The organism is Streptomyces sp. FXJ1.172 (genome assembly GCF_001636945.3).
Classification (GTDB): Bacteria; Actinomycetota; Actinomycetes; order Streptomycetales; family Streptomycetaceae; genus Streptomyces.
The window spans coordinates 5,597,246-5,609,939 of sequence record NZ_CP119133.2; the positions used below are offsets into that span (position 1 = coordinate 5,597,246).

Here is a 12,694-nt window from a genome sequence, read left to right on the forward strand (position 1 = left end):
CTGCGGGGACGTAGGACGGAAGCACACGGGACCCGCCCCGGATCCCCGCCTCCCCAGGAGGAGCCATGACCCAGCCCGGAACGATGACGCCCATGACGCAGCAGATGCAGGAGTGCGTCGACGCCTGCATGACCGCGCACCGCATGTGCGAGGAGACCATGAGTTCCTGCATGCAGATGGGCGGCCAGGTCCAGATGAAGATCATGCGCGCGCTCATGGACTGCTCCGAGACGACCCGTATGTGCGCGGACATGATGATGCGCCGCTCGCCCATGGCGGGCGAGATGTGCACGATGTGCGCCAGGGCGTGCGACATGTGTGTCGACGCGTGTATGACGATGCCGGACGACCCGCAGATGATGCGCTGCGCGGACGCGTGTCGCCGCGCTGCGGAGATGTGCCGTGCCATGGCGGGCGCCGGCATGTGAGAAGGGCCCCGGAACGGCCCGGGGGCACCCGCTTGGACGCGGGTGCCCCGGTCTCCGTACGGCGACGGCCGCCGGTCAGTTGCCGGAGACGGTGACCTTCTGGTCGTTGTTCAGCTCGTCCACCAGGGTCTTGACCTTCGCCTTGTCCCAGACGAGGTTGCCGCCGACGGAACCGGAGATCGGCATGTTCATGGACGTGCCGCCACCGCTCTGGACACCCTTCATCGCCCAGAACATCGAGGCCAGGTTCCACAGGCTCATGTCCTTGTCGACGATCAGGGAGTCCAGCCCCGCGCCCATGGTCGGGTAGAACGTGAACGGGTTCAGCACCGTCGACGGGGTGGCCACCTGGTGCGCCAGCGCCGACAGGAACTTCTGCTGGTTCTTGGTGCGCTGCAGGTCACTGGCCGCGAAGGCGTGCCGGGTGCGCACGAAGGCGAGCGCCTGCGCGCCGTTCAGCGTCTGCGTGCCCGCCTTGAAGTCGGCGCCCGAGTACGAGTCCTTGAAGCCCTTGTCGATGTTGATGGTGACACCGCCGACCGCGTCCACGATCTTCGCGAAGCCCTGGAAGCCGATCTCCACGTAGTGGTCGATGTGCAGACCCGTGTTGGCCTCGATCGTGCGGACCAGCAGGGTCGGCCCGTCCTCGGCGTAGGCGGCGTTCAGCTTCTCCTGCCGGCCCCTGGCCGGGTAGACCTTCCCGGACGCCGACCCCTTGTACGACGGGATCGTGACGTTCGAGTCGCGCGGCAGCGAGACCAGCGTGTCGCCGTTGTCGCCGACGTGCAGGATCATCATCGAGTCCGTGCGCTTGCCCTCGGCGGAGCCGGTGTGCAGCCTCTGCTCGTCCGCCTTGCTCATGCCCTCGCGGCTGTCCGAGCCGACGATCAGGTAGTTCGTGCCCGAGCCCGCCGCGGGCCGGTCGATGACCTGGGACAGGTCGACCTCGCGGCGCAGCTTGGAGTCGGCCCAGAAGTAGGTCGCGACCGATGTGACCACCAGCACGGTCGCCAGCGTGATCACGGTCCACTTGATCCGGCGCCGCCAGTTCGGGCGCGGCCGGTACTGACCGAGTTCCGGGTCCGGGTCGTTGTCGTTGGGGACGAAGCCGCCGCCGCCGCGGCCGCCGCCGTACACCTGTCCGGTGTTGTAGCCGCTGTCGTAGCCGGCGCCCTCGTCGTATCCCCGGCCGTCCGCGTACGACGGCTGCTGCGGGACGGCGGTCCCGTACGGCGGTGCCGCCGGGCCGGGGTCGCCGTACGAGCGCTGCCCGGGCGGTACCGCCGGGCCGCGCCGCACCTGACGCATCGCGCGCGCGCCCTCCGGCTGCGCGCCGGCGCTTCCGCGTCCGTACCGGGGTCCGCCGTTGTTGTCGGACCATCCCTCGGGCCAGTCATTCATGGGCCCCAGTGTGCAGGGGTCCGCCGTACGCCTTACAAGGGCTGTCGGAAAATAGGAGCCGCCCTGTTGCGAAGCCAACACAAATTCCGCGACTGTCACCTCGGCATAAGGTGGAGGGCATGACAGACCAGGTCACGGACACGGAACCGGACATGGAGCCGGACATTCCCGGCAAAGCCACGTCCGCCTCGCGCACCACCCTCAGCCACATCATGACCCACAACGACACCAACCTGCTGGGGACGGTGCACGGCGGTGTGATCATGAAGCTCGTGGACGACGCGGCCGGCGCGGTGGCCGGCCGGCACTCCGGCGGTCCCGCCGTCACCGCGTCCATGGACGAGATGGCCTTCCTGGAGCCGATCCGCGTCGGCGACCTGGTCCATGTGAAGGCCCAGGTGAACTGGACCGGCCGGACCTCCATGGAGGTGGGCGTCCGCGTCCTCGCCGAACGCTGGAACGAGTCGGCCCCGCCCACCCACGTCGGCTCGGCCTACCTGGTCTTCGCGGCCGTCGACGCCGACGGCAAGCCGCGCCGGGTACCGCCGGTGCTCCCGGAGACCGACCGCGACCGCCGCCGCTACCAGGAGGCCCAGATCCGCCGCACGCACCGGCTGGCCCGCCGCCGGGCCATCCGGGAGCTGCGGGAGACGCGGGTGGCGGAGGGGTTCGAGGACTAGTAGGGCTTGGTCAGCTTCATTCGTGAGTGGCGTGTCTGTTGGGCTCGGGTGTCGTTGTGGTGGTGTGACACTTGGGGAGATGGCCGAGGTCCGGGAGGACCTGGAGGCGTTCACGGCGGAGTTGTTCGACGGGTTCTTCCGTGCTGACCAGCGGCGGTGGGGGCAGGTGTATGTGCGCGGGCTGCTGCTGGACGGGCGGCGCAAGTCGGTGGAGCCGATGGCGGCCCGGCTGGGCGAGGACGGCAACCGGCAGGCACTGGCCCACTTCGTGACAACGAGCCCATGGAATCCGGCGCACGTGCGGGCCCGCCTGGCCTGGAAGATGCAGGACGCGATCAGGCCGGAAGCGCTGATCGTCGACGACACCGGTTTCCTCAAGGACGGGGACGCCTCGGCGTGTGTGTCGCGGCAGTACACCGGGACCGCGGGCAAGGTCACCAACTGCCAGGTGGGAGTGTCGCTGCATCTGGCTACCGACCGTGCCTCGGCCGCGATCGACTGGCGGCTGTTTGTGCCCGCTTCCTGGGATCCGGCCTCGCCGGAGGCGGATGCGGCCAAGGTCGCCCGCCGTAAACGGTGCCAGATCCCCGCCGAGGCCGGTCATGTGGAGAAGTGGCAGCTGGCCCTGGACATGATCGACGAGGCCCGCAGCTGGGGCGTCGACGTCCCCTTGGTCGTCGCGGACGCCGGATACGGCGACGCCACCGCCTTCCGCCTGGGGTTGGAGGAACGGAAGCTGGCCTACGCCGTCGGTATCTCCTCCCGGCTCACCGCTCATCCCGGACATGCGCGGCCGATCACCCCGCCTACCAGGGCATTGGCCGCCCGCCGGTGGCGACGTATCCGGACAAGCCGATGACGGTGAAGGAACTGGTCATCCAGGTAGCCAGCAGGCGGCCCGGCCGGTGTCCTGGCGCGAGGGCTCCCGGCCGGGAACGGGCCGCAGCGGCTTCAAGCGCATGTACTCGCGTTTCGTCGCCCTGCGCATCCGGCCCGCCGGACGCGAGATCCGCCAGGCCACCAAGGGTGCGGAACTGTCCGAGCGCTGGCTGCTGGCCGAATGGCCCGCCACCGAGCCGGAGCCGGTGCAGTTCTGGCTGTCCAGCCTGCCTTCCGGCATGCCCCTGGCCACACTGGTGCGGCTGGCCAAGCTCCGCTGGCGCATCGAACACGACTACCGCGAGATGAAACAGGCCCTGGGACTTGCCCACTTCGAGGGCCGCACCTGGAACGGCTGGCACCACCATGTCACCCTCGTCTCCGCCGCCCACGCCTTCTGCACCCTCCGACGCCTGGCAGGCGCCCCAAAAGACACGGCGCAGGACTGAGCCTCTACCAAGCAGTCCGCGAGCTGCAGACACTCCTCGCCCTCTGGGCCGGCACCTGCCCCACCTGCCACCGAGACATACCCACCCCAATACGAACCTGACCAAGCCCTACTAGTGCCCCGGCAGGCAACGTTTGCCCGTCAAGGAGCGGCGTCCGGTGCGTGCTCTCGGTGTGCCGGCCGGATGCCCTCGTACTGGACGTACTTGGGCTTCCGGGCGGTGCGGCGAGAGGGCGTGCCGGGCGTCGCGACGGGGCGAACGTTGCCTGTTGGGGCACTAGCTCGGGGCCTGAGGCCTAGCCGTCCGAGCACACCACGTCGTTGCCGCGCACGGCGGCCGACTGCGGCTGGGCGGGGTCCTCGAAGCGCACCTTGTGCACGTCCTTGAAGTCGGCCCCGGCCGTCACCCTCAGCAGCGGCCCCTGGCCCGGCACGGCCCGCAGCTCGGCCCCCGGCAGGGCCGCGGCCAGCGCGCGGGCGGAGCGGTCCCAGTGGGGGTCGTACGCGATCACCGTGTGCTTGGCGTCGTGCGCGGCGGCCGTGACCGGCAGGTGGTTCGTCGCGAAGCCCGCCGCCGCCAGCGCCGCGTCGACCCGTTTGGCGAGTCCCGCCGTGCCGGTGCCGTTCTCCACCTGGATCCGGATCTGCCGGGGGTCCACCTCCACCGGCGCCACCGGGGCCGCTGCCGGGCCGTGGTGCGGCTGGTCCACGGTGAGCGGCTTGTCCTCGCGCAGGGACGAGAAGAGCTGGTCCGTCTTCGCCGGGTCCCACTTCAGAGTCGAGCCGATGCCCTTGACCTCGTAGTTCATCTGGCCGATGGGCACGGTGACGAACTCGGAGGAGGAGGGCGAGAAGTCCCGCATGGCCCGGCCGAGGTCGAGCAGCTCGTCGGTGCCGAAGCCCTCGTCGGCGCGGACCGAGCCGAGCACCGCCCGGGTCACGTCGCGGAACCTGAGCGGGTTCAGCAGCACCCCCGAGGAGGCGGCCTTCTCGATCAGCGCGGCCAGGAACCGCTGCTGCCGCTTCATCCGGCCCAGGTCGCTCGTCGCGTCGATGTGCCGGGCCCGTACGTACTGCAGCGCCTGCCCGCCCATGAGGGTGTGCGTGCCGGGCGCGAGGTCGAGGCCGCTGTAGGCGTCCTTCAGCGGGGCCGGCGTGCAGACCTTCACCCCGCCGAGGACGTCCACGGTCCTCATGAAGCTGGTGAAGTCGACCTCCAGATAGTGGTCGATCTTCAGATGGGTCATGTTCTCGACCGTGCGGACGGTCAGCTGCGGGCCGCCCTCGGAGTAGGCGGCGTTCAGCCTGACCGGGTGCGCGGCGAACTGCCGGCCGGTGGCCGGGTCGGTGCGCGCGGGCACCTCGGCGTAGGAGTCGCGCGGCAGGCTCACCACGGTGGCCCGGTCCCGGTTCTCCGAGATGTGCACGATCATCATCGTGTCGGTGCAGTGGCAGGGCGCCCCGCCCAGCCGGAAGTCCCGCCGTTCCTTCTCGGTGATCTTGTCGCGGCCGTCGGTGCCGACCAGCAGCACGTTCATGCCGTGGCCCGCGCGGGGCCGGTTCTTCATGTCCTTGAACGCGTCGACCCGGGCGATGTCCGCGTCCAGGCTGCTGATCACCGCGTGCCCGATCCCGGCGGAGGCGAGCACCACCACGGAGAGCGTGGAGGCCGCCCGCATGGCCCAGCGCGGCCGGCGGGGCAGGCGGACGGACCGCACGGGCCGCTCGGGCGGGCGCGGCACACGGCGGGGCGGCTGTGGTCGGCGCTGCGGACGCGAGGGGGACCGGGGCGGGCTGGCCAAGGGGGACACCTCCGGACGAGGCCGTACGTGGGATCCGTGAGCACGGTAGGCCGATACGATCTCCAGCCCGGTCTTCCGTCCCGGCGGCGCGCACCCGTGTCCCCCGTTCGCGGTAACGTGAGGCCCCTATGAACGCCAAGCCCGACGTGCGGCTCCCCGCTGTTTCCGTGATCATGCCCGTCCTCGACGAGGAGCGGCATCTGCGCGGGGCCGTCCAAGCGATCCTCGCGCAGGAGTACGCCGGCGACATGGAGGTCGTGATCGCCCTCGGTCCGTCCACGGACCGCACGGACGAGATCGCCGCCGAGCTGGTCCGTGAAGACCCGCGCGTGCACACCGTCCCGAACCCGACCGGCCGTACGCCCGCGGCGCTGAACGCGGCGATCAAGGCCTCCCGGCACCCGATCGTGGTCCGTGTCGACGGCCACGGCATGCTCTCGCCGGACTACATCACCACCGCCGTCCGGCTTCTCGAGGAGACCGGCGCGCAGAACGTCGGCGGCATCATGCACGCCGAGGGCGAGAACGACTGGGAGCACGCGGTCGCCGCGGCGATGACCTCGAAGATCGGGGTCGGGAACGCCGCCTTCCACACGGGCGGCGAGGCCGCTCCCGCCGAGACGGTCTACCTCGGCGTCTTCCGCCGCGAGGCGCTGGAGCAGCAGGGCGGCTACAACGAGGAGTTCATCCGAGCCCAGGACTGGGAGCTGAACTTCCGCATCCGCGAGGCCGGCGGGCTGATCTGGTTCTCGCCCGAGCTGAAGGTGTCGTACCGGCCGCGGCCCTCGGTGCGGGCACTGGCCAAGCAGTACAAGGACTACGGCCGCTGGCGGCACGTCGTGGCCCGCTACCACTCCGGCTCCATCAACCTGCGTTATCTCGCCCCGCCGACGGCGGTGTGCGCGATAGCGGCCGGGATCGTGGCCGGCGTGGCCCTCACCCCGTGGGGCTTCGTCGTCCCCGGCGGCTATCTCGCGGCGATCGCCGCGGGCTCCGTCCCGGCGGGCAAGGGTCTGCCCCTGAAGGCGCGGCTGCAGATCCCGGTGGCCCTGGCCACCATGCACATGTCGTGGGGCTGGGGCTTCCTGACCAGCCCGAAGTCGCTGGCGAAGCGGGTCATCGCCTCCCGGCGGCCGGCGGTCCTCAGCTCGCACTGAACCGGTGTCGAAGGCCCCTCCCACGGATCGGGAGGGGCTTTTGCGCTACCACCGATAGGGCCCGTACACGTCCATGCAGTCGCCGGTGTCCGCGCCGTTGATCGAGTCGGCGTTGCCCGGCAGGTCTCCGGCCTTGGGCTTGGACTGCTTGGGGTAGCTCGTGCCGGTGCGCCAGTCCGCGCCGACGACGACCGTCACCCCGGACACCCCCGTCGACTGCTGCACCGAACTGGTCGGAATGCCCAGCACCTTGGCCACGGCCTGTGCGTCGCCCTGGAGGTCCGCGCTCGGGTACTGCACGACCGTCTTGTCCGCGGACTGCGTCACGGAGGTGTCGGCCGCCGCCCTGGCGTAGCCCTGCTGCACGAGCGCCTGGCTGATCGCCCCCGCCCGGCCCGGCACCGCGGCGTCGGTCGAACTCTGCGTGGCGTTCTGCACCAGCACCCCGAGCCGGCCCGGGTCCGTCGAGGGCGTCCTGGCCGTGTCCTTCGTGCCGGCGGCCTGCTTCGCACCCGAGTCACCAGAGTTGCTCGAACTGCCCGAGTTCTTGCCGTTCTTGTCGAGCGGCACGTCGTCGCGGAGCATCTCCCACAGCTTGTCGGCGTTCGCCGTGTCCTCGATGACGTGGTTCTTCGGGTCCTTCGGGTCCTCGACGTTGGGCATCGTCACGCTCGTGATGCGGTTCGACGGCACCGACTTCAGCTGCATGCCCAGGTCGTACAGCTTCTTGACCGTGCCGATCTCCTCGGAGACCTGCAGCGACTTGGTGGCCGCCTCGGCCAGGTCCATCAGCCGGCCGGTGTCGGTGAACACGTTCTGCTTCTTGAGCGTCCGGATCATCGAGTTCAGGTACATGTGCTGGGCGCGGGCGCGCAACGGGTCGCTGCCCCAGGCGTGCCGGGTGCGCAGCCACTGCAGCGCCTGTACGCCCTGGACCTTGTGCGTCCCCGCCGTCATCTTCAGCCACGACCCGCCGGGCACCGCGGGCGTCGGGTGGTCCCACACGTTCTGTTTCACACAGACGTCGACCCCGCCGACGGCGTCCGCCATGCTCACCACACCGGAGAAGTCGATCGTCATCCAGTGGTCGATGTAGACCCCGGTGAGGTTCTCCCAGGTGGCCAGCGTGCAGCCGGCGCCGCCCCGGCCCAGGGTGGTGTTGATGATGTCGTTGGTCGCCGGATAGACCTTGCCGGTCTTGGGATCCGTGCACTTCGGGATGTCCACGCGGGTGTCGCGGGGGATGCTCACCATGGCGGCGCTCTTGCGGTCCGCGGACAGGTGGATGAGCATCTGCACGTCGGCGTTCCCCGGAGCGCCGACGCTGTCCCTGCTGCCGCCGAGTTTCAGGTCCTCCGCGGTGTTACGGCTGTCCGAGCCGATCAGCAGGATGTTCAGCGGGGTCTGGCCGGCCGCGTTGGGCGCGGTCTTGTGTGCGTTGGCGTCGCCGCTGCTGCGCTCGCCCTTGCGGATGTTGCCGTTGAGATGCTCGTAGTACAGGTAACCGGCGGTCGCCGTGCCGAGTATGACCACCGCCAGCACGGTCGCCGACCAGCGCAGGGCGCGCCGTCTGCGCCGCCGCCGGTCGGTCTTCGTGCCGCCTCCCCGCCGCCCCGCGCCATGCCGGCCGGAGCCCTCCCCGGCGTCCGAGGACCGCGGTGCGAGCGACATCGTGTCGTCCCCCGCGGGAGCCTCCCCTCGCACATCGCTCTGCGCCAAGCTTCCTGCCCTCCCCACCCTCGCGCCCCATCGGTGCGCACGGAACGGGCCCGTCCCGCGTCGGGTTAGACGCACGACGGGCCCAGAGGGTTACCTATGAGGCGCACTTAACCTGACTGGCCGTGGACTTGTCGACGTCCGGTGCCTTCTGCGCGGCGGTGAGCGACACCCCGGCTCCCTTGAAGTCCGTGCCCAGGGTCAGCGTCATCGCCGGCAGCCCCTGGGAGTTGATCACGCTCTTGCCCGGCTTGAGCGCGGAGCCGGACAGCCCCATCAGCGCGGCCAGTTCCCGCGCCTGGGGGGCCTGGTCGGGGGCGTACTCCAGCGTGGTGTTCTTCGCCTGCGCCGGTGCGTTGCCCGCGTTCTCCGACTTCAGCACGCCCTTCTCGGTCTGCAGCCAGGACAGCTCCTCCTGCGCGCTGCCCGCCACGGCACCGCCGTTGAGGATCCGCACCCGTACGTCCGACGGCGCGGACCTGCTGCCCTTGAGCTGGGCGGCCTGGGCGTCCTTGGCCGCCTTCTGCTTCTTCTTGACCTCGGTGAAGGAGACGTCGTTCTTGATGGCGTCGAAGACGGCGGGCGCCGCCGACGGGTTGACGACCACGGTCGCGTGGACCTTCTCGGCCGGATTGTCGATCACCGGGACCGTGGTGAAGGTGATGTTCTTGGGCGGCACCTTCTTCATCTCCAGCGCCATGTCCTTGAGGGTGCCGATGCTGTCGATGCCGGTGTCGACGGTCAGCGCCTTGGTCGCCGCCTCCGCGAGGTCCAGCAGCTTCGAGGGGTTGGTGAGGGTGTCGCTGGAGGACATCTTGCGCATCAGCGAACCCAGGAACTGCTGCTGGACCTTGATGCGGTCCAGGTCGCCCTGGTTGCCGAAGCTGTGCCGGGTGCGTACGAAGGCCAGGGCCTGCTCGCCCTGCACCACCGACTTGCCCGCGGGCAGCTTCAGGTGGGATTCCTTGTCGTTCACGGGATGGGTGACGCACACCTCGACACCGCCCACCGCGCTCGACAGCGTCTTCACCGCGTTGAAGTCGGCCATCATGAAGTGGTCCACGTGGATGCCGGTGACCTCCTCCACGGTGCGCATGGTGCAGCCCGGGTCGCGGCCGTCCTGACCGAGGCTGGTGTTGAAGCGCACGTTCTCCGTGCCGGGGATCACCTTGGTGCTGCCGTCCGGCTGCTTCGTCGGGCAGTCCGGGATGTTCACGATCAGGTCGCGCGGGATGCTGAGCGCGGTCGCGTTCGTCCGGTCCTTCGACACGTGCAGCAGGATGTCGGTGTCCGCGTGCCCGACGCTGCCCTTGTCGCCGTAGCCCTCGTTGCCCTGGCCGGTGCGCTTGTCGGTGCCGATGACCAGGAGGTTGAAGGCCTCGTCCTTGCTGAAGCCCTTCGAGCCCGCGTCGCCGACGTCGGTCGAGCTGATGTTGCCCTCGAGGTGGCGGAGATAGAGGTAGCCGGCCGTGCCGACGGCGACCAGCACGAACGCGGTGCCGCCCGCGGTCCACGCCAGGACCTTCTTGACCTTCGACTTCTTCTTCACCGGCCGTCGCGAGGCACGCCGCCCCTGCGCGGTCTCCGGCTCACCGCCCCGGCGCCGGGCCGAGCGCGGCCGCGGTACGTCACCACCGCTCACCGGGCTCATCTGCCGGGTCTCTCCGGCCGCCATGTCGTTACGGCGCCGCCGCGCACCGCCGCCCTCCTGGGAGGCAGGTCTGCGGGGACCGGGGACCGACGACTGCGGTGTGGAAGCGCCCAGTCGCAGTTCGTATTCGCCGGTTTTCGGATTCAGTACCCACTGGTCGGCGGGATCGATGCCGTCCGCCCGCCCACGGCCTTGCGCGTCCACGATTGTCCGAATCCTCCGTCGGGGCCACGCGGCGCCTTCCCCCTCAAAGACGCTCGGGTCTCGGTGAATCAGTGCACGACCCCAGGGCGGACCTCGCGGCCAGGTGCACCGGATCGCTCACACTATCCGCCCAGTTCAGCGTCAAGCGACGCCGGTGACAAATTCGATGTCCCTACAACTGGGCAATCCCCCTCATTTTCTGAACGGAATTCGGGCGCGCCGGTGTGCGCCTCATGCGCAGCCGTGCTCGGCGGCGGTGCTGCCGCGGAAGGTCGGCGCGGCGGAGGGGGCGTCCTCGCCGCCCCCACCGCCATCGCCGTCCGTCGTGTCCTCGCCCTTGTGCCGCGGCGCCGCCGTCCGCGCGTCCGGGGCGCTCCTCGCCACCGCCACGGGCTGATCGGCCCGCAGCCGGGCGAACAGCTTCTCGGCTTCCGGCTCCACGAGTTGGTCACGGTTGGCGTCGTAGACGTACGACTCCCTCGGCACCGTCAGGAACTGCACCTGTTTGATGGGGATCGTGCGCAGCCCCCGCACCAACTGGTACAAGCCGCGCAGACTGGCCAGTTCCGGATCGGTGGTCAGCGCGGACGTCGCCGCGTCCAGCACCGGATACAACTTCCCCGGGTTCAGCAGCACATCGCTGCTCTGCACCTTGTTGACGAGCGCGCCGAGGAAGTGTTGCTGCCGCTCCATCCGCTCGGTGTCGCTGCCGTCCCCCAGCGACTTGCGGGCCCGCACGAACCCGAGCGCCTGCTCCCCGTCGAGCATGACCCTGCCCGCGGGCAGCTTCACCTCGGCGGCCCTGTCGTCGATGGGCTCCTTCAGGCAGACCCGTACGCCGTCGACGGCGTCCACCATCTTCTTGAACCCGCGGAAGTCCACGACCACGTGGTGGTCGATCCGTACGTCCGTCAGCTTCTCGACGGTGCGGATCGTGCACGCCGAACCGCCCACCTGGAAGGCGTGGTTGAACATCGCGAACACCGGCTCGCTGCGGCTGCCGTCGGCCTTCTGGCAGCCGGGGATGTCCACCATCAGGTCCCTCGGCAGGGACACGGCGGTGGCGCTGCGCCGGTTCGCGGCCAGGTGCAGCAGGATCGTCGTGTCCGACCGCTCACTGCCGAGGTCCCGCCCGTACTGCGCGTTCCCCTCCCCGGCCCGCGTGTCGGACCCGATCAGCAGGATGTTCTGGGCGCCCCGCACCAGTGCGGTGGGCCGCTCCCGCTCGTACCGGGCCAGTTCCCGGGCGGCCGCGTCGTCCGCCGTGATGTTGTCACTGAGCTTGGCGTACAGCGCCCAGCCGGTCCCGCCGGCCACCACGACGAGCGCGGCCAGCCCGAACGCCGTCCCGTGCACCCACCGCCGCCGACGCCGCCGCACCAGCCCGTCCCCGGTCGCCGAGGCCCCGAGACCGGGACCGGGACCGAGGGCCCTGCCTACGGTGTCGGTCACGGGCGGGGCACCCCCTCATCGGCGTACGGGCTCACGTGCTGCTCTTACGACGATGGCGGGCAGCGGGGAGCAAGGCGCCCTGTACTGCTCCGATCGGGGGACGGCGGTGCCGTTCAGCGGCGCACCGCGGTCACCCTCTCGCTCTCGATCCGCCTGGCGAGCCCCTCCTCGCCCAGCCGGCCGAGATTCCGGCAGAGCACCACGGACCCGCCGGTGGCGAGCGGTGAGTACAACCCCGCGCTCAGCCCCTCCCACGTGTCGTACGACCGCCCCGACAGCATCCGGGACCCGGGCCCGGTCAGCTCCAGCTCCGCCGCATCGGCGACAGCCTTCTCCACGACCTCCGCCGCGCTGTACTGCGCACCGGCGACGATCAGCGCCGGCTCCTCGGGATCCACCGGCGCGAACGGTACGAACCGGTCCCCCTGGCCCGGTGCCTCGACGGCGTAGTCCGCGAAGCCCTGCGGCGGCTGCGGAAAACGCCCGCCCAGCGGCCGGAGCGCGAGAGCGACCCGCTCTCCCCGGCAGGCCCGCGCCGCGTCGAGCGAGTCGGGCCCGCTGACCACCACGTCGGCCGCCGCCGGATCCCCGCCGATGTCCGCGACCGCACCCACCGAGGAACAGGCCAGCAGCCACACCGCCGTCTGCCAGTGCGCGGGCAGCAGCAGGGCGACCCGGTCGCCGGGCGCGGCGGCGAGGTCGCCCTGGAGGAGATTCGCGGTCTTGGCCACCCAATTGGCGAAGGTGGCCACGGACAGTTCGACGCGCTCGCCCGTGGCGTCGTCGTAGAAGGTCACCAGCGGGCGGCCGGGGTCCGCGGCGAGCGCGGAAGCCAGCAGGTCGGCAGGGGTGCGATCGGTGGCGTTCACCCGGGAA

General features: G+C 70.5%; 9 protein-coding genes and 1 pseudogene. 4 read left to right on the forward strand and 6 right to left on the reverse strand.

Annotated elements, in window-relative coordinates; genetic code table 11:
- Positions 1-65: 65 nt before the first annotated feature.
- Positions 66-428, forward strand: a complete 363-nt coding sequence (locus A6P39_RS25090) for a four-helix bundle copper-binding protein (protein ID WP_067039037.1) — start codon at positions 66-68, stop codon at positions 426-428.
- A 75-nt stretch (positions 429-503) separates the two neighbouring features.
- Here A6P39_RS25090 and A6P39_RS25095 read toward each other — a convergent pair whose 3' ends face one another.
- The gene (locus A6P39_RS25095; protein ID WP_079133070.1) at positions 504-1,829 is read right to left on the reverse strand and encodes an LCP family protein; all 1,326 of its coding nucleotides are present in this window, start codon (positions 1,827-1,829) and stop codon (positions 504-506) included.
- Positions 1,830-1,948: 119 nt separating this feature from the next.
- Here A6P39_RS25095 and A6P39_RS25100 point away from each other — a divergent pair, with 119 nt between their 5' ends.
- Together A6P39_RS25100 and A6P39_RS25105 are read left to right on the forward strand one after the other, a co-directional pair.
- Positions 1,949-2,509 carry an acyl-CoA thioesterase gene (locus A6P39_RS25100; RefSeq protein ID WP_275883904.1) on the forward strand — a complete coding sequence of 187 codons (561 nt, stop codon included), beginning with the start codon at positions 1,949-1,951 and terminating at the stop codon, positions 2,507-2,509.
- 79 nt (positions 2,510-2,588) lie between these two features.
- Positions 2,589-3,837, forward strand: a pseudogene (locus A6P39_RS25105) (IS701 family transposase).
- 295 nt (positions 3,838-4,132) lie between these two features.
- On the opposite strand, the gene A6P39_RS25110 reads toward A6P39_RS25105, so the two are convergent.
- Complete coding sequence (locus A6P39_RS25110; protein ID WP_443052960.1) at positions 4,133-5,638, reverse strand: LCP family protein; 1,506 nt, start codon at positions 5,636-5,638, stop codon at positions 4,133-4,135.
- A 128-nt stretch (positions 5,639-5,766) separates the two neighbouring features.
- Here A6P39_RS25110 and A6P39_RS25115 point away from each other — a divergent pair, with 128 nt between their 5' ends.
- Positions 5,767-6,795: a glycosyltransferase family 2 protein gene (locus tag A6P39_RS25115; RefSeq protein WP_067056175.1), complete on the forward strand. Its 1,029-nt coding sequence runs from the start codon at positions 5,767-5,769 to the stop codon at positions 6,793-6,795.
- A gap of 45 nt (positions 6,796-6,840) precedes the next feature.
- On the opposite strand, the gene A6P39_RS25120 is transcribed toward A6P39_RS25115, so the two are convergent.
- The 4 genes from A6P39_RS25120 to A6P39_RS25135 all read right to left on the reverse strand — a co-directional run bounded on the left by A6P39_RS25120 (position 6,841) and on the right by A6P39_RS25135 (position 12,687).
- On the reverse strand, positions 6,841-8,466 hold the full coding sequence (locus A6P39_RS25120; RefSeq protein ID WP_067056178.1) for an LCP family protein: 1,626 nt from the start codon (positions 8,464-8,466) through the stop codon (positions 6,841-6,843).
- Between the two features lie 142 nt (positions 8,467-8,608).
- Complete coding sequence (locus tag A6P39_RS25125; RefSeq protein ID WP_067056181.1) at positions 8,609-10,366, reverse strand: LCP family protein; 1,758 nt, start codon at positions 10,364-10,366, stop codon at positions 8,609-8,611.
- Between the two features lie 231 nt (positions 10,367-10,597).
- The gene (locus A6P39_RS25130; protein WP_067056184.1) at positions 10,598-11,818 is read right to left on the reverse strand and encodes an LCP family protein; all 1,221 of its coding nucleotides are present in this window, start codon (positions 11,816-11,818) and stop codon (positions 10,598-10,600) included.
- Positions 11,819-11,931: 113 nt separating this feature from the next.
- Entirely contained in the window at positions 11,932-12,687 is a 756-nt protein-coding gene (locus A6P39_RS25135; RefSeq protein WP_067039025.1) for a TIGR03089 family protein, read from the reverse strand.
- Positions 12,688-12,694: the final 7 nt, after the last annotated feature.